Raw genomic sequence first — 21944 nt, 5'->3', positions numbered from 1 at the left:
CGATTCAGTAGGGCCAGTCTAGGGCTGGAGGGCAGGGCATGTGCTTGCGTAGTTCACTTCTAAAGCCGTCAGTTTTGGCATAACCTGCCAACAAATCACAGCTCAGCCAGCGGGATCTGCCAAATCATGAAACTGGATGCCTACGACCGCAAGATTCTCGCCGCCCTGCAACGGGATGGACGCTTGAGCAATGTGCAATTGGCTGAGGAAATTGGCCTGTCTGCCTCGCCTTGTTTGCGTCGAGTGCGGATGCTGGAAGAGGCCGGAGTGATACGTGGTTATCAGGCCAGCCTCGATCGCGATGAAGTCGGGCTAGGTCTGACCGTATTCGTCGGGGTGAAAGTCGAGCGCCATAACGACGAACAGGCTGAAGCCTTTCGCCTGGCCGTGACGGCATTGCCGGAAGTGGTTTCGGCGTTTCTGGTGTCAGGGGAATCGGATTTTCTGTTGCAAGTGGTGGTGCCGGATTTGCGGGCCTACGATCGGTTCCTCACTGGGTGTTTATTGAAGCTGCCAGGTGTGAGCGATATACGCAGCAACTTTGCGATTCATACGGTTAAAACGCCAGGGGCTTTGCCTTTGGGACATTTACCGCTTTAAACCCCATCGCGAGCTTGCTCGCGATGGGTTACTGATCTTCGGGCCTACATCTGCGTCGCCATTCCCTCCACGTTCATCGCCGCCTGGCGCAAGGCTTCGGAGCGGGTCGGATGCGGATGGCAGGTCAGTGCAATGTCTTCGGCAGACGCGCTGAATTCCATGGCCACGCAGTATTCGCCAATCATTTCACTGACACTCGGCCCCACAAGGTGCACGCCGAGGATTTCGTCGGTACGTTCATCGGCCAGTACTTTGGCGAAGCCTTCGGTTTCGTGATTGATCTTCGCCCGACTGTTGGCGGTAAAGGGAAACTTGCCGACCTTGAAGGCGCGGCCTTCGGCCTTCAGTTGCTCTTCGGTCTTGCCGACGCTGGCCAGCTCGGGTTTTGTGTAGATCACGTTGGGGATCAGATCGTAATTGACCTCGCCGGCCTTGCCGACGATCTGCTCGACGCAGGCCATGGCTTCGTCTTCGGCCTTGTGCGCGAGCATCGGGCCGGACGTCACGTCGCCAATCACCCAGACGCCTGCGGCTTCGGTGCGAGGGCCCTTGTTGGCGAGCATGCCGCGTTTATCCGTAGCGAGGCCGACGTTCTCCAGCCCCAGTCCTTGGGTGTAAGGCCGGCGTCCGATCGCCACCAGTACGTAATCGGCTTCCAGCGACTCGGCGCTGCCGCCTGCGGCGGGCTCGATGCTGAGTTGAACACCGGTTGCGGACGTTGTGGCGCTGGTCACTTTTGAACTCAATTTGAAACTGATGCCTTGCTTGCTCAAGGAGCGTTGCAGGGTTTTGCCTGCTTCGCCGTCAACCCCCGGGCAGATCCGATCAAGGTATTCGACCACGGTCACTTGCGCGCCCAAGCGCCGCCAGACCGAACCCAACTCCAGGCCGATCACCCCGGCGCCGATCACCACCAGGTGCTTCGGCACTTCGGTCAATGACAGTGCCCCGGTGGAGTCGAGGATGCGTTGGTTATCGATGTTCACGCCCGGCAGGGGAGTGGGTTCGGAACCGGTGGCGATAATGATGTCTTTGCCACTCAGTTCGGTCTTGGCCCCGGCGTTATCCGTCACGGTGACTTTGCCCGGCCCGTCGATGTGGCCCCAACCCTTGATCCAGTCGACCTTGTTTTTGCGGAAGAGAAACTCGATGCCCTTGGTCAGCCCCGTCACGCTGTCGTCTTTCTGTTTCATCATCTGGGCGAGATTGAGCGTGGGTTTGACCTCGATGCCCAGGTTGGCGAATTCCGCACCCATGGCCGCGTCGTAGAGTTCAGAAGCGTGCAGCAATGCCTTGGAAGGCATACAGCCCACATTCAAGCAGGTGCCACCGAGCGTGGCACGGCCTTCTACGCAGGCCGCCTTCAATCCCAGCTGACCTGCACGGATCGCTGCGTTGTAGCCACCGGGGCCACCACCGAGTATCACGACGTCATAAGTGCTCATGGATGTACTCCTGGATTGAACGCGAATGGGGAGGGGTAAAAGTAGTCGTTGAATAAAATTACGAGCGTAATATGAGTGTTCCGATGCATTTCGGTCAAGGCTTCAGCCTAGCGACAGGTAAGGCATCTTTAGATAGGGCGTTGATACGAAAATTTCACCAGTATCGTTATATCGTAACGAAATTCCGCGTGGGCAAAGGTAAGCACTGGGGTGTTATGCAAGTCGATCTCGAAGAGGGTGATGATGGGGCGCAGGTAGCCAGGCTGCCGCGCTTTCAGCAGGCGGTTTTTCAAGGGCGACAATTGCGCCTCTATACCATCGCCCTCGGTGTGCTTGCGGCACTGGGCCTGGTGCTGGGTTTTTTTGTCGGGCTGTTCGCGCCGCAATCCCTTTGGTCTGCCCTGTTGTTCAATCAGAGTGCCGCGTTGCTGGTGTTGGTTGCCGGCTTTCAATCCGCCGGGTGGGTGGCGCAATGGCGTACGCGGGCGATGAATCCTGTGGCGCTGGTGGTCGACTCTGATGAAACTGACGTCCTGAAGGGCTGGTACGAGCGCCTGCTGGATCGAATCAGTCAGGGCTGCCTGAAACTACTCAGGCAAATCGGTGCCCCGACGCTATGGCTTGGCGGTTGGGCGCTGCTGGCGTTGTTGTGCGTCGAACAAGCATGGAACCTTGATTTACCGCCTGCAGCCTTGGGAATCTCGGCCACTGTCGGCGCGGCCTTCGCCTTATCGCTGGCCTTTGGTTTGCTGGTTCTGGAGCGTCAGCTTGCTCAGCAAAACAGCACTCAATGGCCTGAGGCGGGCGCCTTGGCGCAGTTGACCCGCATGACAATCATCAGCTTGATACTTGGAGCGTCGTGCCTGTTGTTCGGCAATGACACCTCGGTTTGGCCGGTGCGTCTGGCGGTACTGATCGGCCTGCTGCCAGGGTTCGTTGCCTTCGAGTTACTGCTGCGTGGCGTGCTGTCATTGTTCAGTCCTCGCCGCGAACAATTGGAACCTGCATTGCTGGCGCGCAGTTTTGGCGCCGACATGTTGCGCTGGCCGCCGCAGCCATTGCTGGCGCTGCAGCACGAATTGCACAACCGCTTCGGCATCGACCTTCGACAGATCTGGGCTTTCACTTACATGCGGCGGGCATTTTTGCATGTGCTGGGCATCGTAGCCTTTGTCGGTTGGACGCTGACGGGTGTCCACGAAATACCGCTGCAAGGACGGGGGATCTATGAGCGCTTCGGCAAACCGGTGACGGTGTTTGGTCCTGGTCTGCACGCTGGCTTGCCGTGGCCGCTGGGCCGGGTGTTAACGGTCGAGAACGGAGTGGTTCACGAGTTGGCCACCAGTGTCGGTGAACCATCAGCGCCGGTCCGGCTAGAGCCCGCCGACGGCCCGGCGCCGATGACCGCCAATCGCTTATGGGATGCCAGCCATGTGAACGACAAATCCCAGGTGATTGCCAGCAGTCGTGCCGCCAAGCAGAGCTTTCAGATCGTCAACATGGACGTGCGTTTTGTTTATCGCATCGGTTTGAGTGATCAGGCAGCGTTGGCGGCGACCTATAACAGCGCAGATGTACCGACGCTGATCCGCAGCACCGCCAGCCGCATTCTCGTCCACGACTTTGCCTCACGAACCCTTGACGGTTTGCTCGGTGAGGATCGGGTAGGGCTGGCCGAAGAGATTGCTCGTGCCGTGCAGGCCGACCTGCAAAAACTCGACAGTGGCGTGGAAATTCTCGCCACGGTGGTCGAAGCGATTCATCCCCCGGCGGGCGCCGCCAATGCCTATCACGGCGTGCAAGCTGCGCAGATCGGAGCGCAGGCTTTGATCGCCCGTGAACGTGGAGCTGCCGCCGAAGCCACCAACCAGGCGCAACTGCAAGCGAGTATTGCCCGAGACCAGGCAATGGCGACGGCCTATGAAATCAACACGACGGCCAAGGCCGCAGACCTGAAATTTACCGCCGAACACAAGGCTTATACGAGTGCCGGCCAGGCCTTCGTGCTGGAGCACTACCTCGGTCAGCTTTCCCAAGGCCTGGCCAATGCAAGGTTGTTAGTCCTCGATCATCGCCTGGGCGGTAACAACAATGCGCCGACCATCGATCTCCGTACGTTCACGTTGCCGGCAGACCCTGCGCTGTCGCGTAAAACTGCTCAGCCAGGAGCCGCCCATTGAGCCAGTCACATACTCACGATCACGCTGACCACAGCAGCCACGATCACGGCCATGGCGGACATCACCATGGTCATCACCACCACGGTGATCCGCAAGAAGCCGGCCCATTCCCTTGGCGACGCATGGGCTGGGCGGCTTTGTTGGTGGCGTTTGCCGTGGCGGCTGCGAGCCTGGTTCAGGTGCGGTCGGGAGAAGCGACGGTCATCACGCGTTTTGGCAATCCGTCGCGAGTGTTGTTGGAACCTGGCCTTGGCTGGCGCTGGCCGGCGCCGTTCGAAGCAGCGATTCCGGTGGATCTGCGGTTGCGCACCACGTCCAGTGGTTTGCAGGATGTGGGTACGCGCGATGGCTTGCGCATCATTGTTCAGGCTTACGTGGCCTGGCAGGTGCAGGGTGATCCAGACAATGTGCAGCGCTTCATGCGCGCCGTGCAAAACCAGCCGGACGAAGCGGCACGGCAGATTCGCACCTTCGTCGGCTCGGCTCTCGAGACGACTGCCAGCAGTTTCGATCTGGCCAGCCTGGTGAACACTGACGCCAATCAAGTGCACATCGCCGATTTTGAAGCTCAGTTGCGTAAGCAAATCGATCAGCAGTTGCTGACCACCTATGGCGTGCGAGTGCTGCAAGTCGGCATCGAGCGATTGACCTTGCCGTCGGTCACGCTCACTGCGACGGTCGATCGCATGCGTGCCGAGCGCGAAACCATCGCCACCGAACGCACCGCCATCGGCAAGCGCGAAGCGGCGCAAATTCGCTCTGCCGCTGAGCGTGATGCGCGAATCGTCCAGGCTGACGCCTCGGTGAAAGCCGCCGACATTGAGGCGCAATCGCGGATTGAAGCCGCGCAGATTTATGGTCGCGCCTACGCCAGTTCACCTCAGCTTTATAACCTGCTGCGTTCGCTCGACACCTTGGGCACCGTGATCACGCCGGGGACGAAGTTGATCCTGCGTACCGATTCCGCGCCTTTCCGGGCATTGGTCGAGGGCCCGCCGACGCTCGAAAATGAACCCGGATCACAGCCATGAATTTGGTTCCACGTGGAACAAATGAGTTGAGCAGCCCATGGATTCAAGCTGGGCGTTTGGCGTTTCTCGCCCTCTATGCGGTGACGGTATTGGCCGCTTTGGTGTGGGCGTTCTCGAATGTACGACAGATTGATCCACAAAGTCGTGCGGTGGTTTTGCACTTCGGCGCGCTGGATCGCATCCAGGATGCCGGTTTGCTGCTGGCCTGGCCGCGACCGTTTGAACAGGTCATTTTGCTGCCGGCAGCCGACCGGGTAATCGAGCGTCGGGTGGAGAATCTGTTGCGCACAGAGTCCGCCTTGCAGGCGGATCGCGCGGCAAGTTTTGCGTCGCCCATCAGTGATGCACTGGCCGGTTCCGGTTATTTGCTGACCGGGGATGCCGGTGTGGTGCAACTGGATGTGCGGGTTTTCTACAAGGTTACGCAGCCCTATGCCTTCGTGCTTCAAGGCGAACATTTGCTGCCGGCCCTGGATCGATTGGTGACCCGCAGTGCCGTGGCACTCGCTGCGGCACGAGATCTGGACACTATTCTGGTCGCACGACCGGAGTTGACCGGCGCTGACAATCAGGCAGCAGAAAGACGCGAGCGTTTGCGAGGAGACCTGGTGCAAGGCATCAACCAACGCCTCGCGCAATTGGCAACGACGGGGCAGGGGCTGGGAATCGAAGTGGCGCGGGTCGATGTGCAATCGAGTCTGCCGGGCCCTGCAGTCAACGCCTTCAACGCCGTGCTGACCGCCAGCCAGCAAGCCGACAAAGCCGTTGCCAACGCGCGCACTGACGCCGAGAAACTGATCCAGGCAGCCAATGAACAAGCCGACCGCACGCTGCAAGTCGCCCACGCCCAGGCGAGTGAGCGGCTGGCGAAAGCGTCTGCCGATACCGCCACGGTGGTGAGTCTGGCCAGCACGCAACAACAAGGCGTAGACCCGCAAATGTTGTTTCGAATCTACCGCGAGCGGATGCCGAAAATTCTTGGCCAAGCTGGTTCAGTCACCACGGTTGATCCACTAGACGATTCCCGCCTGATCATTCAGGGAGCAGCACAATGACCGCTCAATCAGCCGCTGCACCGAGCATGTTGTCCTCGGCCGAACAACGCAGCGCTGCTCGCCAATTGACCCTGGCCATGCTCGCACTCGGTTTGCTCGCGCTTGGCCTCGTTTGGCGCTGGTTGTCGCCGGAACAGACCGGCGTCAGCCAGTTGTTGCTGGGTTTTGCTTCCGTGCTGGTGGCCGTGCCCGTGATGCGTTCGGCCTGGTACAGCCTGCGGTATCCGAGCCTGCACGGCATCACTGATCAACTGATTGCCCTGGCCATGCTCGGAGCCTGGGCAACGGGCGATTTGCTGACCGCCGCATTGCTGCCGATCATCATGATCTTCGGCCATGTGCTGGAAGAGCGCAGCGTGATCGGTTCGCAGGAAGACATTCATGCCCTCGGCAAACTGACACGCAGCCACGCGCGCAAGGTTCAGGCGGATGGCTCAGTCGTCGAAGTCGATAACACTACGCTCAGGGCAGGCGATCAGGTGGAAGTCCGTGCCGGTGATCGGGTACCGGCCGATGGCCGTGTGCTGTCCGGTCAGGCGAGTCTGGACACCGCATCCATTACCGGTGAGTCAGTGCCGATGGAGGCGGGCGTCGGCATGTTGATATTTGGTGGGGCGATCAATCTCGATGGCCTGTTGCGCATTGAAGTGACTCGAACCGGCCACGAATCGACCCTCGGCAAAGTGATCGCGCTGATGCAAAACGCCGAGCGTTCGAAGCCGCCGATCACCCGGTTGCTGGAGCGTTACGCCGGGAGCTACATGGTCGTGGTGTTGCTGCTGGCCGCAGTGACATGGTTCATCACCAACGATGCCCAGGCCATGCTCGCGGTGTTGGTGGCTGCCTGCCCTTGTGCGTTGGTGTTGTCGGCGCCAGCAACGGCGATTGCCGGGGTAGCGGTGGCAGCACGGCACGGCATTCTGATTCGCAGTTCGGCGTTTCTCGAGGAGCTGGCAGACCTGACATCGCTGGTGGTCGACAAGACCGGAACCCTGACTTTCGGCACCTTGCGCCTGCAATCCATTGAGGGCCCGTCGGCTGATCGCAACCAGGTCGTGAAACTCGCCGCCAGCCTCGGCTCCGCCAGTAGCCACCCGGTCAGCCGGGCACTGGCCGGGCTGGTTGCCCAAGAGGATTGTCTGTTGTTGGCGGACATTCACGAACGTCAGGGATTGGGTGTGGTGGCCATGACGGAGCAAGGCGAGGCCGCGCTGGGGCGGCCGGAGTTGTTCGCCCGGTTGGGCATAAATACCTCAGACGTTCCCGACCACGACGGCCCCATTGCCGGGGTGGCGCTTAACGGCGAGTTTCTCGCCTGGTTGTTGTTGGCCGACAGCGTTAAACCGGAAGCGCAATTTGCCTTGAGCGAGCTGAGGGAACTGGGATTGGGCCGGCAACTTCTGCTTACCGGCGACCGGCGCAGTGTCGCTGACGCTCTCGCCCGCGATGTCGGCATCGTTGATGTCGAAGCGCAGGCCCTGCCCGAGGACAAGTTGAATCGCGTGCTGAAAGAAATCGGTAACGGTTTTCGTCCTATGGTAGTGGGCGATGGTATCAACGATTCGCTGGCGCTCAAGGCCGGCGTTGTGGGTGTGGCGATGGGCGCGGGCGGGGCAGACATCGCGCTGGCTTCAGCGGATATCGTGCTGATTGGTAGCGATCTGCGGCGCCTTGGAACCTGTGTGCGATTAAGCCGGCAATGCCGTCAGACCCTGCAAGTCAATGTGATTATCGGTCTGGGTTGGACGTTGGCGATCGTTGCTTTCGCGGCGTTTGGCTGGCTCGGGGCAGCAGGTGCGATGATCGCGGCGTTGCTGCATAACCTCAGTACGTTGTTGGTGTTGGGCAATGCCGGGCGTTTGCTGCGCTTTCAGGAGCCGCTTCTCAAGCTCAAGGACGAGTTGTGAGGGGCTGGAAAATACAGAACTGTTGGCCGTATTTGCAGTCATCTTAGGTGAGAGCAGTCATTTCTGTGAATTCGGAGCCATACTGGATTCATAGGAGATCGCTATCAAATCGATAGCCTGCTACTTTTCAAGGATGGTCTAACCTCTCAGCAGACGTCTGAAACAAGGGGGATTTTCCATGCTCGCGCAACTTCCACCGGCCTTACAGAATCTGCAGTTACCGTTACGCCTGCGACTCTGGGACGGCCATGAATTCAATCTGGGGCCGACGCCCAGTGTCACTATTGTGGTCAAGGACCCACAAATGGTTTCCCAGTTCACCCATCCTAGCCTTGATGCACTCGGGGCGGCGTTCGTTGAGGGCAAACTGGAGCTGGAAGGCTCCATCAGCGATGTGATTCGGGTCTGTGATGAATGGAGCCAGGCATTGCTCGGTGAGCTCGACAGTCAGCCTGTGCGCACTGTCCACGACAAGGAGACAGATGCCAAGGCGATTTCCTACCACTACGACCTCTCCAACGCGTTTTATCAGCTGTGGCTCGACAGTGACATGGCTTATTCCTGCGCCTATTTCGAGACTGGCAGCGAAACCCTTGAGCAAGCCCAGCAAGCAAAATTTCGCCACCTGTGTCGTAAGTTACGGCTTCAACCAGGCGAGTATTTGCTGGATGTCGGCTGCGGTTGGGGCGGGTTGGCGCGGTATGCGGCTCGTGAGTTCGGTGCGAAAGTATTTGGGATTACCCTCAGCAAAGAGCAACTGGGCCTGGCGCGTGAGCGTGTTAAAGAAGAAGGCCTGGAGGATCTGGTCGAGCTGCAGTTGCTCGACTACCGCGACCTGCCCCAGGACGGGCGCTTCGACAAAGTGGTCAGCGTCGGCATGTTCGAACACGTCGGGCATGCGAACCTGGCTGAGTACTGCAAAACCCTGTTCGGCGCGGTGAAAGAGGGCGGTCTGGTGATGAACCACGGGATCACCGCCAAGCACATCGATGGACGTCCCGTGGGACGCGGGGCCGGTGATTTCATCGAGAAATACGTGTTCCCCAATGGCGAGCTGCCGCACCTGTCGATGATTTCTGCCGAGATCAGTGAAGCAGGGCTGGAGATCGTCGATGTCGAGAGTCTGCGCCTGCACTACGCGCGGACCCTGGATCACTGGAGCGAACGGCTGGAAGACAACCTTGAGGCCGCTTCGAAACTGGTGCCTGATCAAGCCCTGCGAATCTGGCGCCTGTACCTGGCCGGTTGTGCCTACGCGTTCGCCCGTGGCTGGATCAACCTGCACCAGATTCTCGCGGTGAAGGCCCACGCCGATGGCAGCCATGAGCTGCCGTGGACGCGAGACGATATCTACAATCCCTAGAGGATGGGTGAAATAAGCCGGGCGACCCGCATGCCGACCTGCTGCAAGCGGTGGGTCTCCCGGCCTTCGTCCTTGGCGATTTCGTGAGCCAGGCCGAAGTCATCGTTGAGCATCTGCTCCACCTGGGCTGCGAACGCCTTGTCGACCGTTAGCAGCATCACTTCGAAATTCAAGCGAAACGAACGGTTATCCATGTTGGCGCTGCCAATGGCGCTGATTTCGCTATCGATCAATACCACCTTCTGATGCAGGAACCCGGGTTCGTAACGGAACACCCGCACACCGGCGCGCACGGCTTCAAAGGCATAGAGGCTGGAAGCGGCGTAGACGATTCGGTGGTCAGGCCGAGATGGCAGCAGGATCCGCACATCGACGCCGCGCAAGACCGCCAGGCGTAACGCGGCGAGAACTGCTTCGTCGGGGATGAAATAGGGGCTGGTGATCCACACGCGTTCAGTCGATGCATGGATCGCTTCGACGAAGAACAGCGAGCAGGTTTCATAAGCGTCCGCCGGACCGCTGGCGAGCATCTGGCAAAGCACCCCGTCGTCCGGATACACCTGCGGCAGAATCAGCTGCGGTAATTCCCGAGCCGCCCAGAACCAGTCTTCGGCGAAAGACTCCTGCATGCAGGCCACTACCGGCCCACGTACTTGCACATGGGTATCGCGCCACGGTGCCAAGGGTGGCTTCTCGCCCATGTATTCGTCGCCGACGTTGTGGCCGCCGACGAAGCCAAGAATACCGTCGACGACCACTATCTTGCGGTGGTTGCGAAAGTTTACCTGGAAGCGATTGAGCCAGCCGCTGCGGGTGGCAAAGGCTTTGACCGCGACGCCACCATCGCGCAGCGACTGGACGTAACTGTGGGGCAGTGAGTGGCTGCCGATGCGGTCGTAGAGCAGGTAAGTCGCCACGCCTTCACTGGCTTTTTGCAGCAAAAGGTCTCGCAGGCGTCGGCCCAGGCGGTCGTCGTGGATGATGAAGAACTGCACCAATACGGCTTCTTTGGCCTGGCTGATGGCGTGGAAAATCGCCTGGAAGGTCGCATGACCGTTAACCAGCAACTGCACTTCATTGTTTGCCAGGCAAGGCATGCGCCCCAGCTTCGGCATCGCCCGTAACGACGCGTAGGCGCTGGAAGCTCGGGCGGTGAGGGCTTCCTCCACCCATGGCCGCCAGTTGAGCTCTGAAACGGCCTTGCGCATCTCCTCGTTGGCTTGGCGCCGCGCCTTGATGTAACCGTCGAAGGAACTGCGGCCGAATACCAGATAGGGGATGAGTGTCAGGTAAGGCATGAACAACAATGAGAGCGCCCAGGCAATCGAGCCTTGGGCGGTTCGGACAGTGAGCACGGCATGGATTGCCGCGATCAGGCCCAATGAGTGCAGCAGCGCGATGACATAACCGAAAACATGCGGTCCAAAATAATCCATGGGGGCAGCCTTGCTCCTGAAGATTCAATGCTTAACAGACCATGTTCCGTGCAGAATGTCGCTATTTAATTGGCCCATGAACCGAAGCCCGCCGGCGACGTCTAACGGCCACTACTGATCAGGAGTTACTCGATGAACGTTCGTCTGCTGGGTTTGGCCATGGCATTTGGTTTGGTACTTCCTGTGGCGGCTCACGCGCAGATGCTGCAGCCAGGTTTGTGGGAATTGACCTCGAGCAACATGAAAGTCGATGACCAGAACCTGCCGGATCTGCAATTGATCCTCGGTCAGATTCAAAGCCAGATGACCCCTGAACAGCGCGCCCAGCTGGAGAAGCAGGGCATCACCATGGGCGGCAAAGGTATCCGGGCATGCCTGACGCCAGAGCAGGTCAAGAGCGACAATATTCCCCTGACCGATCCACAATCGGGCTGCACCCAGCAAATCACCGAGCGTACCGGCAATCAGTGGAAATTCCGTTTCAGCTGCCCGAAAGCGCAGGGTGCGGGTGTTGCCACGTTCCTCAGCGATCGCGAGTTCACCACCAAGGTCAACGGTACGTTCAACGCCACCGGCATTCAGCAGAAGGGTAGCCTCGATACCCGTGCGGTCTGGTTGGGGCAGGATTGCGGTACCGTGAAGCCAAGAGCGTAAACAGTTTCGCAGGCAGCCTCGTTCTTCCGGAGCGAGGCTTGTTGGATCAGGCACCTGAAATCCCTGGTTGCCCCAACCACTCACACACCGCCTCAATCTTCATCCTGCCAAAATCCTCCCCGTTGCGATTACGCACGCTGACATACCCGCCAGCCTTTTCCTTTTCTCCGACCACCACCAGGTACGGCACCGTCTGACTGTGATGTCGAATCTTGTGGCGAACCTTCTCATTACGTAGATCTGCCAGTGCGCGCACGCCACTGCGGCGCAAGCGTTCGGTGACCGCATGGGCATAGCTGGCCTGGCGGTCATCCATGCTGACGACTACCACATGGGCCGGCAGGCGCCACTGCTGTAGCTCTTGGTGGCTGGACCAACAGGTACCATAGATGCGTTGCTGCAGGGTGCCGTTGATGTGATCGAGGGCAAAGGCCTGCAGGACTCTGGTGGTGGGGACGTGGGGGCCGGCCGTCAAATACTCGGTATCCCCGAGGCGGTACAGCGACAGATCGGCGGATGACGGAGAGCTCCGACTGCGGCGGATCGAATGGTTGGTCGCCGCCAATGATTGCATGCGCGCTTCGATCAGCGGCAGATCAGCGGTCATCATTGGGCGCTCGACACTGAACTCGCAATAGAATCCGTCTCCCAAGGCCGACCCGGTGCGCAATTGAGCATGGGCATGCAGTTGCTTGACCGCCATCGCCAGCATCAGCGAACAGGAGCGCCGGAGGATCTCCAGGCCGTCGGGTTCCTGGGGCGTCACGATGCTGACCCGGGCATTGGCCCGGATCACGAACTCACAGTCGACCAACAGGCCATCCACCCGACCCGCTACCGCAGCGTTGGCCAGCCCGGGGCCAATACTCGCGGCAACCTCATGCACGGACAGCGGTTGATCGTATTCACGCATTGAACCATCGGGCAAAGTGATCTGGATCATGATTGTTATTCTCGAATGCTTCGATCACATGCGTAGCGGATAAACCTTAGATCCATCCCCGTTCGCTGTCATCTAGACGTTTGTCGTGTCCATTCGAAACTTGCGCTGCAAGGCCCTTGTAGTCGCGTACCAGACCGATGTGGATATACACCACGCTCTCGATAAATACCTTAACGGAACGCCCATAAACGCATCAGGCGGTCTCCCAGTTCCAGCGGCTTTCAGCAACGGCATCGTGGGCATGCAAACTTTCTGCGTGGATAACCCGAACCAAAAATCCGGCGATGCCGGGTGAGCGTTTGAGGGCGAGGTTCAAGCGCCGGGCGGCATCTTCGCAAAACATCAGGTTCTGTCCGTTGGCCAACGCGAACGCCTGTTCATCCGCGCGCTTGACAGCGGTTTGGACGGCGGTGCCGAGGGCTGCTTCGGCGTCGTTGATAACCGCGATCAGTGCAAGCTCCTCCTGAGAATCATGCAGGCGCAGACTCAATTGCGCTGTGCTGCGTTGGCTGTGGGGCGTCGCGACGATGCCTTCAGTGGAACCCAGCCAAGCCAGTACCTCGGTGTGTTGCAGAGCCTGGTTGGCAAAATCTTCTACAAATTTCTGCTGAATAAGCTGTCGGGAAAGCGCTGCAGAGCAAGGACATGTTGAGGAATAAGGGAGGGCGATTTTAAGTTCCACGTGGAACATCGCGTTTTTCAAGCGTGCTTCGATGCTGACGGGATAGCTTTTCCAGCCAGCCAATGGACTGATCAATGCCGGCCTTTTCAACAGCAAGTCGGTGTGAATATTCAGATAAGCGCTGTTTGACAGTCCTTCGTGACTGTCCAGAAAGCTGCTCAAAACCTGTCGCAGCAGCTTGGGCGAGAGCGTTTCTTGCTCAAGCGTTTGCAGCGCCAGGTACAGCCGCGACATATGGATACCGCGCGCCTCGTCGTTATCGAGACTCACACCGGCATCGGCCGTTGCAGACAATAGTTTGCCGTCGAGCAAAACGGGTAGGGCAATGCCACACATGCCCACCCACTCCAGTGACAGGGCTTGGCGTGAGGCCTGCGCAGCGATATCGGGCAAAGTCAGCGCGTTCATGGGAAGGTCCGTCGTTGAGGTGCAATGCAATGTTATATGATAACGTTGAAGCGACGATACCTTTTTTATGGATTCCAGTGTGAGGAACATCTGATGCCAAAACGCCTTCCCGTAACCGTCCTTTCGGGCTTTCTTGGTGCAGGAAAAAGTACACTTTTAAATTACATATTACGTAATAGAAATGGGCTGCGAGTCGCGGTCATCGTCAACGACATGAGTGAAATCAACATAGACGGCAGCGAGGTCCAGCGCGATGTCAGCCTCAATCGTGCAGAAGAGAAACTCGTGGAAATGAGCAACGGCTGCATCTGCTGCACCTTGCGTGAAGACTTGCTGGAGGAGGTGGGGTCGCTCGCCCGTGAGGGTCGTTTTGATTACCTCTTGATCGAATCAACCGGCATTTCAGAACCGCTGCCAGTGGCGGAGACCTTTACGTTTCGCGACGAAAGCGGCCAGAGCCTCTCCGACATCGCCCGGCTCGACACCATGGTCACTGTGGTTGACGGCATGAATTTCCTGCTCGACTTCCAGGACGCCGAAAGCCTGGCTTCCCGTGGCGAAACGCTGGGCGAGGAGGATGAGCGCGCGATCACCGATCTGTTGATCGAGCAGATCGAGTTCGCCGACGTCATCCTGATCAGCAAGATCGACCTGATCAGTCGCCGCGAACGCGAGGAGCTGATGGCGATCCTGGGGCGACTCAACGCTCAGGCGCAAATCATCCCGATGGTCATGGGCGAAGTGCCGTTGGAGAAGATCCTCGATACCGGTCGCTTCAACTTCGAGAAGGCGGCGCAGTCGCCGGGCTGGTTGCAGGAACTGCGCGGCGAACACGTGCCGGAAACCGACGAATATGGCATCGCGTCCTGCGTCTATCGCGCGCGTCGCCCCTTCCATCCGCAGCGGTTCTTCAACTTCATCGACGGTCCGTGGCTCAATGGCAAGCTGCTGCGTTCCAAGGGCTTCTTTTGGCTGGCGAGCAAACATATGGATGCTGGCAGCTGGTCCCAGGCGGGTGGGATGATGCGTTATGGATTTGCCGGGCGCTGGTGGCGTTTCGTACCGAAGGATCAATGGCCACAGGACCAGGAAAGCACCGCCGCCATCCTGCGGAACTGGGAGGACGCTAGCGGGGATTGCCGCCAGGAACTGGTTTTCATTGGCCAGGACATCGATTTCGCGCGGCTCACCACCGAACTCGAAGAGTGTCTGTTGAGCGATGAGGAGATGCTGCTCGGCGCAGAGGGCTGGCGCCGGTTGCCTGATCCGTTCGGCCCTTGGTACGAGGACGCGGCCTGACCCTCAAGGCTTGAGCCAGGTCCCCTGGCTCTGGGCTTCGCAAAACGGCTTCAAATACGCCGCATCCGTGGCAACGCCGTAATAGTGAATATCCTGCCGGTAGGGCATATTGGCGACTTGGGCGTTGCTGCACACGCCGAACGCCCCGGCAGGGCATTGGTCGACGTACTGCACCTCGACTTTCTGCCCGGCAAGGCTTGGCTGGCAGAAGCCGTCGGCGAAGAGCTTTTGCGGAATATTGCGGTTTTGCTGGCAGACTTTCACGTCGAGCCGTTCCGCCTGGCTGTGGACCACGCAAGCCTGGGCCATTGCCTCGCCGCAGTTGAGCGCCAGCAGCAACGACCATCCTATCCACCGCATCCTGAACTCCTCAGACATTCTCGATCATGTTGCAGAACATACCCACCCATGTCATCGCCGGGCCATTGGGAGCCGGCAAGACCAGCCTGATCAGGCACCTGCTGGCACAACGGCCCGCTGGCGAGCGCTGGGCGGTGTTGATCAACGAATTCGGTCAGATCGGTATCGATGCCGCGTTGCTGACCCGTGATGCCGATGGTATCGCACTGGGTGAAGTGGCCGGGGGCTGTTTGTGTTGTGTCAACGGTGCGCCGTTTCAGGTCGGTCTTGGTCGTTTGCTGCGCAAGGCGCGACCGGATCGACTGTTCATCGAGCCGTCCGGGTTGGGGCATCCGGTGCAGTTGCTCAGGCAGTTGCGGGAAGCACCGTGGCAAGGTGTCCTGAGCGTCCAACCTTGCGTTCTGGTACTGGACGCCCAGGCGCTTGCCGCTGGCAAGCCGCTACCGGCGGCGCAACAGGACGCGCTGGAGGGCGCCGGTCTGTTGCTGATGAACAAGTCGGAACACCTCGATGACATCGCCCGTCAGCGACTTGCCGCACAATTGCCGGAGCGCCCGCTGTACTGGTCGCACCAGGCGGCCATGCCATTGAGCCAATTGCCGGGCCTGGGCGTGCGGGCTGAGGCGGGTGTGGATAACTTTGTGGCACCCAAGGGGCTGGCGCAGTTGCCGGCGATCTGGACTGATCCGGCACTGCCGATCTGCCTGAGTCAGGAGCAGGATGGCGGCTGGAGCATTGGCTGGCGCTGGCATCCGAGTCAGGCCTTTGATACAGACAGGATCGTACGCTGGCTCGCTGGCCTTGACTGGCGGCGGGCGAAGATGGTTATCCACAGCCCCGGGGGGTGGGTGTCGGCGAATGCGCTGGATAACGCGGTGCTGGCGTGGCGGCCCAGCGAATGGCGGCAGGATTCGCGGATTGAACTGATTTTTGGTGGGTTGCAGGATGTCGAGGTGCTGCAACGGGGGCTGGCGGGCTGTCGGTTGGGGTGAACATCAAAAAAATCGCAGCCTTCGGCAGCTCCTACAGGGGGCGCGGGATCTGTTGATTCAAGGCCGCCACTTGGTGTGCTCCTGTCGCCACTGGCTCAGCTCGATCACTTCGGCACGCGGCTTGACTACATCCACCACGGTGGGGGTGTCGTCGAATGGCACGGGATAAGGTGCCAGTTCGATCTGTGCGCTGTGGGGGCCGAATTGGGTGATGGTCCCGTTGTGGCGGGTCTCGCCGGTCACGGTGAATTCGAAGTTATATACACGGGCCAATCGTCGCCGACCATTGGCATCCTTGATGAACGCGATTTTTTTCAATGCCACGTTGCCATCCAGCAGCTCGATCCCGAGCTTGCCGCAATGCTGCTTTACCCGCTCCAGTGCGTGTTCGCGCAAGCCATGGTTGTGCCACAGCCAGGCACCCGCGGTGGCGAAAAGCATCAGCACTAAAATATTTCCAAGGGTCAGCATCAACAGGGTGCTCCAACAAGATAGTGTCAGCTTAACTGTGTCGCCGGTCTGTCGTACAGGCTGTGTTTAGTCGCATACTGCGCGGCTTGAATTTCAATCGTTTTACGGATAACTCACCGCATGAAACGTACGCCCCATCTGCTCGCTATCCAATCCCACGTGGTGTTCGGTCACGCCGGCAACAGTGCCGCGGTTTTCCCGATGCAGCGGGTCGGGGTGAATGTCTGGCCGCTCAACACGGTGCAGTTCTCCAACCACACCCAATACGGCCAGTGGGCCGGTGATGTGCTGGCGCCGCACCAGATTCCCGATCTTGTCGATGGTATCGCGGCCATTGGCGAGCTGGGCAACTGCGATGCGGTGCTGTCCGGCTACCTCGGCAGTGCGGCCCAGGGCCGGGCGATACTGACGGGTGTGGAGAAAATCAAATCGATCAACCCCAAGGCGCTGTACCTGTGTGACCCGGTGATGGGCCATCCGGAGAAGGGTTGCAGCGTGCCGGCGGAAGTCAGTGATTTCCTGCTGGAGGAGGCCGCCAGCGTGGCCGACTTCATGTGCCCCAATCAACTGGAGCTCGACAGCTTCTCGGGGCGCAAGCCGCAGTCGCTGTTCGATTGTCTGGCGATGGCGCGTGCGCTGCTGGCACGTGGACCGAAGGCGGTGCTGATCAAGCACCTGGACTATCCCGGCAAAAAGGCCGATGTCTTTGAGATGTTGCTGGTGTCGGCCGAAGGCAGCTGGCATCTGCAGCGTCCGCTGCTGGCGTTTCCGCGTCAGCCGGTGGGTGTTGGCGACCTGACGTCCGGGTTGTTCCTGGCTCGCGTCCTGCTGGGTGACAGCCTGGTGGCGGCATTCGAATTCGCTGCGTCGGCGGTGCATGAGGTGTTGCTGGAAACCCAGGCGTGCGCCAGCTATGAGCTGGAACTGGTTCGGGCTCAGGACCGGATCGCCCATCCGCGGGTGCGGTTCGAGGCGACGCCGATCAGTTTGTGATCCGGTTATGGCGAAAAGATCGCAGCCTTCGGCAGTCCCTACAGGAGGCTGCGGTCTCTTGCCTTACGCGTCGCCCTTGATTTCCTGATAGCGCTTTTCCAGCTCCTGACGAATCTGACGACGTTGCTGGGCCTGCATGTAGCGGCGCTTGTCTTCACTGTTTACGGGTTGCAGCGGTGGCACCGGGGCAGGCTTGCGCTGGTCATCCACCGCGACCATGGTGAAGAAGCAGCTGTTGGTATGGCGCACCGAGCGCTCACGGATATTCTCGGTCACCACCTTGATGCCCACCTCCATGGAGGTGTTGCCGGTGTAGTTGACCGATGCAAGGAAGGTCACCAGTTCGCCGACATGGATCGGCTCACGGAAAATCACCTGGTCCACCGACAGGGTCACCACGTAGCGGCCGGCATAGCGGCTGGCGCAGGCGTAAGCCACTTCGTCGAGGTATTTGAGCAGGGTGCCGCCGTGCACGTTGCCAGAGAAATTGGCCATGTCGGGGGTCATCAATACTGTCATCGACAGCTGGGCGTTTCCGGGTTCCATAGCGTTCTCACGGGTCAAGGCAAGGTTTGAGGGACGCACCTCTGCGGGCGCTTCAGCGGTTTTTTTCAAACCAACAGTTATCGGGACGCCGCGCAGGCGGCCGCCGTCACGCCCAATCGATCTGTTTCCATATATTGCACCGCCTTTGCGCCCGTAGTCGCGGTGTTACCCTGCAAAAGCCCAGACCCAAGGGAAAATTCCTACACGAAAAGCGCCATGTCACCCCAAGGAGCCCCACGCCATGCATGCCATCAGCTTTATTCAGGATTTGGCAGTGATCATGTTGGTCGCAGGCGTGGTGACCGTGCTTTTCCATCGTCTGAAGCAACCGGTGGTGTTGGGTTACATCGTGGCGGGTTTCATCATTGGCCCGCACACACCACCGTTCGGCCTGATCCACGACGAAGAAACCATCAAGACCCTGGCTGAACTGGGGGTGATTTTCCTGATGTTCTGCCTGGGCCTGGAGTTCAGCCTGCGCAAGTTGTTCAAGGTTGGCGCCACGGCGTTCATCGCGGCATTCCTCGAAATTGTCCTGATGATCTGGATCGGCTACGAAATTGGTCGCTGGTTCGATTGGAACACCATGGACTCGCTGTTCCTCGGGGCGATCCTGGCCATTTCCTCGACCACCATCATCGTCAAGGCGCTCAATGACCTGAAGATGAAAAACCAGCGCTTCGCGCAGTTGATCTTTGGCGTACTGATCGTCGAAGACATCCTGGGTATCGGCATCATCGCCTTGCTGTCGAGCATCGCGGTCAGCGGCACGGTCAGTTCGGGTGAGGTGTTCTCCACCGTCGGCAAGCTTTCGCTGTTCATGATCGTCGCGCTGGTCATTGGTATCCTGCTGGTACCGCGCCTGCTGGCTTACGTGGCCAAGTTCGAAAGCAATGAAATGCTGCTGATCACCGTGCTGGGCCTGTGTTTTGGCTTCTGCCTGCTGGTGGTCAAGCTTGAGTACAGCATGGTGCTTGGTGCGTTCCTGATTGGCGCGATCATGGCTGAGTCCCGGCAGTTACTCAAAATCGAGCGCCTGATCGAACCGGTTCGCGACCTGTTCAGTGCGATTTTCTTCGTCGCCATCGGCCTGATGCTCGATCCGATGATCCTGCTGCAATACGCCTGGCCCATTGCGGTGATCACCGTGGCGGTAGTGCTGGGCAAGATGCTGTCCTGTGGCCTTGGCGCCTTTATCGCCGGCAACGACGGACGTACCTCACTGCGCGTCGGCATGGGGCTTTCACAGATTGGCGAATTCTCATTCATCATCGCTTCGTTGGGCATGACCCTGCAGGTCACCAGTAACTTTCTTTATCCGGTGGCCGTGGCGGTTTCAGTGATCACCACGTTGCTGACGCCCTATCTGATCCGGGCAGCGGACCCGTTGTCGATCAAGCTGGCCGCGGTGATGCCACAACGACTGGGTCGAGTGCTGGGCATGTACGGCGAATGGCTGCGCAGCATCCAGCCGCAAGGGCAGGGCGCATTGCTGGCATCGATGATTCGGCGGATCTTGCTGCAGGTGGGGGTCAATCTGGCGCTGGTGATCGCGATCTTCTTTTCCGGCGCCTACTTCGCCGAAGGCATATCCACTTACTTGCAAGGCTGGATCAGCGACCCGAGCTGGCAGAAAGCGTTGATCTGGGGTGGGGCGCTGCTGTTGTCGCTGCCATTCCTGATTGCCGCGTATCGCAAGCTCAAGGCATTGTCGATGTTGCTGGCGGAAATGGGCGTCAAACCGGAGATGGCGGGCCGTCACACGCAGCGAGTGCGCCGGGTGATCTCCGAAGTGATCCCGATCCTGTCGCTGCTGGTGATTTTCCTGCTGTTGGCAGCCTTGTCGGCCAGTATCTTGCCGACCAACAAGTTGCTGGTCCTGATCGCCGTCGTCGCGGCCGCCGTAGCGGCGTTGCTGTGGCGCTGGTTCATCCGCGTGCATACACGGATGCAGGTGGCCTTGCTCGATACCCTGGAAAACCACAAGGATTCGCCGGGGCATTGAGCAGGTGGGGCGTCGGCAGGCTCAGCTTTCCAGCCAGACGTCCCGCGCCCAGTGCCATACCGACTCCCAGGTTTCTTCGGCGATCAGTTCTTCTTCGGCCTGCCAGAGCACGACGGTGCCGTCTTCTTCGACGCAGTAGTAGTCGTCGCCGTCCTGGCAGATTGGAATCAGGCTGCGATCTACGCCTGCATCCCAGGCGTTGGCGGCAACGTCCGGCAGGTAGGTGTGGGATTGCGGGTCAGTGACGGTGACCGGCTCCAGGCTGCCATAGACCACGTCGCTGACGGTCAGCAGGAACTCCCTGAAGACGAATGGAATATCGATGAACAGTTGTTCTTCGATCTCGACCAGCAGGTCTTCGTCGGGCAACTCCAAGGGGACCGGTACCGGCTCGTTGGCTTCACGCAGTTGTTCGATGATTTCTTCCACGTCCGGGATCCTCTTGCTTGTATGGCGCGGTTTATATGGGGCGGTTTATACAGTAGCTCGCTATAGATGCAACCGCGAAATAGAAAACCCCAGCCGAGGCTGGGGTTTTTTATTACAGCAAGTGAAGCGTGGAGGGTGATCAGCCGTTCTGGCGGATACCGGCCACCAGCCAAGGCTGGTTCTCGCCCTGTGCACGTTCCATGTTCCAGCTTTCGCTGAACACTTCGCCCTGGTCGAAACGCGAGGTTTTCGACACGCCACTGAAGGTCAGGGTGGCGATGGTCTTGTCGGCGCGATCATCCACACCGTCCAGTTGCACAACGAGGTTATCGATGTAGGTGGCCTGGAAGCCATCACCCAGGTCGGCGCGTTCGCGCTTGAGGAACTCCAGCATCTGCGGGGTCACGAACTCGGCGATCTTGTCCATTTCGTTGGCGTCCCAGTGCTGTTGCAGGGACTGGAAGTGGTTACGGGCCGCTTCAATGAAGTTCTTTTCATTGAACCAGGCCGGTGCGTTGATGACCGGACGAGCGGTAACCGGTGCAGCCGAACCGCCGAAGATCGAACCGCCAGCAGGCTTCTGTTCGAATGCTTCACGCTGCATAGGTGGTGCGTAGCCTGCCGGAGCCATGTGCTCCTGCTGCTTGCGACGACGGGCGGCGATGAATCGGAAGACCAGGAACGCGATGACGGCCATGATCAGGATGTCGAAGATCTGCATGCCCTGGAAGCCGTCGCCCATGAACATGGACGCCAGCAGGCCACCGGCGGCGATGCCAGCCAGAGGGCCGAGCCAGCGCGAAGCGCCACCGGCCTTCGCTGCGGCGCCAGCGGCACCGGCTGCACCAGCGGTCGCTGCGGCGCCGCCCATGCCTGGAGAAGAAGGAGCCATCTGGCTGGTTTGATGTGTCGGCGCAGCGCCTGCGCTTTTGCCACCACCAAAGCGCTTGGCGGCATTGGCGTCGAGGCTCATCGTCAGGCCGATGCACAACGCCATGGCGATGCTAAGAAAACGTTTCATAAAGGGAATTCCCATTTGTGGAAGGCACGCGCGCCATGTTGCACAGCTGAAGTGTTACTGGCTAGCGGCAGAGTGTTTCGGGCTTTTGCCTGACAGGTTTCATTCAGCTTCAGTCAGCGCAATA

At 59.4% G+C, this 21944-nt stretch carries 20 protein-coding genes; 11 read left to right on the top strand and 9 right to left on the bottom strand.

The genetic code is table 11. The annotated features are described in order from the left end of the window. Positions 1-126 precede the first annotated feature (126 nt). Positions 127-600, top strand: coding sequence for an Lrp/AsnC family transcriptional regulator (locus NQL71_RS02545; protein WP_248686030.1), 474 nt, complete (start codon positions 127-129; stop codon positions 598-600). Positions 601-644: 44 nt separating this feature from the next. Here the strand turns inward: NQL71_RS02545 and lpdA are convergent, their stop codons facing one another. Continuing rightward, positions 645-2045 (bottom strand): dihydrolipoyl dehydrogenase, encoded by a 1401-nt coding sequence (lpdA, locus tag NQL71_RS02540; protein ID WP_274642218.1) that lies wholly within the window; start codon positions 2043-2045, stop codon positions 645-647. 215 nt (positions 2046-2260) lie between these two features. Here lpdA and hflK (NQL71_RS02535) point away from each other — a divergent pair, with 215 nt between their 5' ends. From hflK (NQL71_RS02535) to cfaB, 5 genes are all read left to right on the top strand, one after another. Then, complete coding sequence (gene hflK, locus NQL71_RS02535) at positions 2261-4225, top strand: protease modulator HflK (protein WP_274642217.1); 1965 nt, start codon at positions 2261-2263, stop codon at positions 4223-4225. Next, entirely contained in the window at positions 4222-5256 is a 1035-nt protein-coding gene (gene hflC, locus NQL71_RS02530; RefSeq protein ID WP_166618540.1) for a protease modulator HflC, read from the top strand. Before hflK (NQL71_RS02535) ends, hflC begins: the two co-directional genes overlap by 4 nt. Then, positions 5253-6311 carry a protease modulator HflK gene (hflK, locus tag NQL71_RS02525; RefSeq protein ID WP_166618541.1) on the top strand — a complete coding sequence of 353 codons (1059 nt, stop codon included), beginning with the start codon at positions 5253-5255 and terminating at the stop codon, positions 6309-6311. The genes hflC and hflK (NQL71_RS02525) overlap by 4 nt, the downstream gene beginning before the upstream one ends. Next, a complete protein-coding gene (locus NQL71_RS02520; RefSeq protein WP_274642216.1) occupies positions 6308-8218 on the top strand; it encodes a cation-translocating P-type ATPase in 1911 nt (636 codons plus the stop codon). Before hflK (NQL71_RS02525) ends, NQL71_RS02520 begins: the two co-directional genes overlap by 4 nt. Before the next feature lie 178 nt (positions 8219-8396). Then, a complete protein-coding gene (gene cfaB, locus NQL71_RS02515; RefSeq protein WP_046818594.1) occupies positions 8397-9581 on the top strand; it encodes a C17 cyclopropane fatty acid synthase CfaB in 1185 nt (394 codons plus the stop codon). Here cfaB and cls read toward each other — a convergent pair. Next, on the bottom strand, positions 9578-11017 hold the full coding sequence (gene cls / locus NQL71_RS02510; protein ID WP_166618543.1) for a cardiolipin synthase: 1440 nt from the start codon (positions 11015-11017) through the stop codon (positions 9578-9580). The two genes, cfaB and cls, sit on opposite strands and share 4 nt — an antisense overlap. Before the next feature lie 132 nt (positions 11018-11149). Here cls and NQL71_RS02505 point away from each other — a divergent pair, with 132 nt between their 5' ends. Then, positions 11150-11671, top strand: a complete 522-nt coding sequence (locus NQL71_RS02505; RefSeq protein WP_046818592.1) for a DUF3617 domain-containing protein — start codon at positions 11150-11152, stop codon at positions 11669-11671. 46 nt (positions 11672-11717) lie between these two features. Here the strand turns inward: NQL71_RS02505 and NQL71_RS02500 are convergent, their stop codons facing one another. Continuing rightward, a complete protein-coding gene (locus NQL71_RS02500; protein WP_046818591.1) occupies positions 11718-12614 on the bottom strand; it encodes a His/Gly/Thr/Pro-type tRNA ligase C-terminal domain-containing protein in 897 nt (298 codons plus the stop codon). Positions 12615-12807: 193 nt separating this feature from the next. Continuing rightward, the gene (gene folE2 / locus NQL71_RS02495; protein ID WP_248686025.1) at positions 12808-13704 is read right to left on the bottom strand and encodes a GTP cyclohydrolase FolE2; all 897 of its coding nucleotides are present in this window, start codon (positions 13702-13704) and stop codon (positions 12808-12810) included. 93 nt (positions 13705-13797) lie between these two features. Between folE2 and zigA the strand changes: the two genes are divergently transcribed. Then, complete coding sequence (zigA, locus tag NQL71_RS02490) at positions 13798-15003, top strand: zinc metallochaperone GTPase ZigA (protein WP_046818589.1); 1206 nt, start codon at positions 13798-13800, stop codon at positions 15001-15003. Between the two features lie 3 nt (positions 15004-15006). On the opposite strand, the gene NQL71_RS02485 is transcribed toward zigA, so the two are convergent. After that, positions 15007-15363: a hypothetical protein gene (locus NQL71_RS02485; RefSeq protein ID WP_046818733.1), complete on the bottom strand. Its 357-nt coding sequence runs from the start codon at positions 15361-15363 to the stop codon at positions 15007-15009. 26 nt (positions 15364-15389) lie between these two features. Between NQL71_RS02485 and NQL71_RS02480 the strand changes: the two genes are divergently transcribed. After that, a complete protein-coding gene (locus tag NQL71_RS02480; RefSeq protein ID WP_274642215.1) occupies positions 15390-16355 on the top strand; it encodes a CobW family GTP-binding protein in 966 nt (321 codons plus the stop codon). A gap of 57 nt (positions 16356-16412) precedes the next feature. Here NQL71_RS02480 and NQL71_RS02475 read toward each other — a convergent pair whose 3' ends face one another. Beyond that, the gene (locus tag NQL71_RS02475; RefSeq protein ID WP_077185012.1) at positions 16413-16826 is read right to left on the bottom strand and encodes a DUF3301 domain-containing protein; all 414 of its coding nucleotides are present in this window, start codon (positions 16824-16826) and stop codon (positions 16413-16415) included. Positions 16827-16946: 120 nt separating this feature from the next. Between NQL71_RS02475 and pdxY the strand changes: the two genes are divergently transcribed. Next, on the top strand, positions 16947-17819 hold the full coding sequence (gene pdxY, locus NQL71_RS02470) for a pyridoxal kinase PdxY (RefSeq protein ID WP_046818586.1): 873 nt from the start codon (positions 16947-16949) through the stop codon (positions 17817-17819). Positions 17820-17882: 63 nt separating this feature from the next. On the opposite strand, the gene NQL71_RS02465 is transcribed toward pdxY, so the two are convergent. Next, positions 17883-18365: an acyl-CoA thioesterase gene (locus NQL71_RS02465; RefSeq protein WP_020797950.1), complete on the bottom strand. Its 483-nt coding sequence runs from the start codon at positions 18363-18365 to the stop codon at positions 17883-17885. A 241-nt stretch (positions 18366-18606) separates the two neighbouring features. On the opposite strand from NQL71_RS02465, the gene NQL71_RS02460 reads away from it, so the two are divergent. Beyond that, positions 18607-20370, top strand: coding sequence for a cation:proton antiporter (locus tag NQL71_RS02460; protein WP_046818585.1), 1764 nt, complete (start codon positions 18607-18609; stop codon positions 20368-20370). Between the two features lie 21 nt (positions 20371-20391). Here the strand turns inward: NQL71_RS02460 and NQL71_RS02455 are convergent, their stop codons facing one another. Together NQL71_RS02455 and NQL71_RS02450 are read right to left on the bottom strand one after the other, a co-directional pair. Beyond that, positions 20392-20799: an SMI1/KNR4 family protein gene (locus tag NQL71_RS02455; protein ID WP_003187120.1), complete on the bottom strand. Its 408-nt coding sequence runs from the start codon at positions 20797-20799 to the stop codon at positions 20392-20394. A 139-nt stretch (positions 20800-20938) separates the two neighbouring features. Continuing rightward, the gene (locus NQL71_RS02450; protein ID WP_046818584.1) at positions 20939-21820 is read right to left on the bottom strand and encodes a Tim44 domain-containing protein; all 882 of its coding nucleotides are present in this window, start codon (positions 21818-21820) and stop codon (positions 20939-20941) included. Positions 21821-21944: the final 124 nt, after the last annotated feature.

This window comes from Pseudomonas serbica, assembly GCF_028823535.1.
In the GTDB taxonomy this organism is placed as follows: Bacteria; Pseudomonadota; Gammaproteobacteria; order Pseudomonadales; family Pseudomonadaceae; genus Aquipseudomonas; species Aquipseudomonas serbica.
This window is presented reverse-complemented; position numbering and strand designations above follow the sequence as displayed.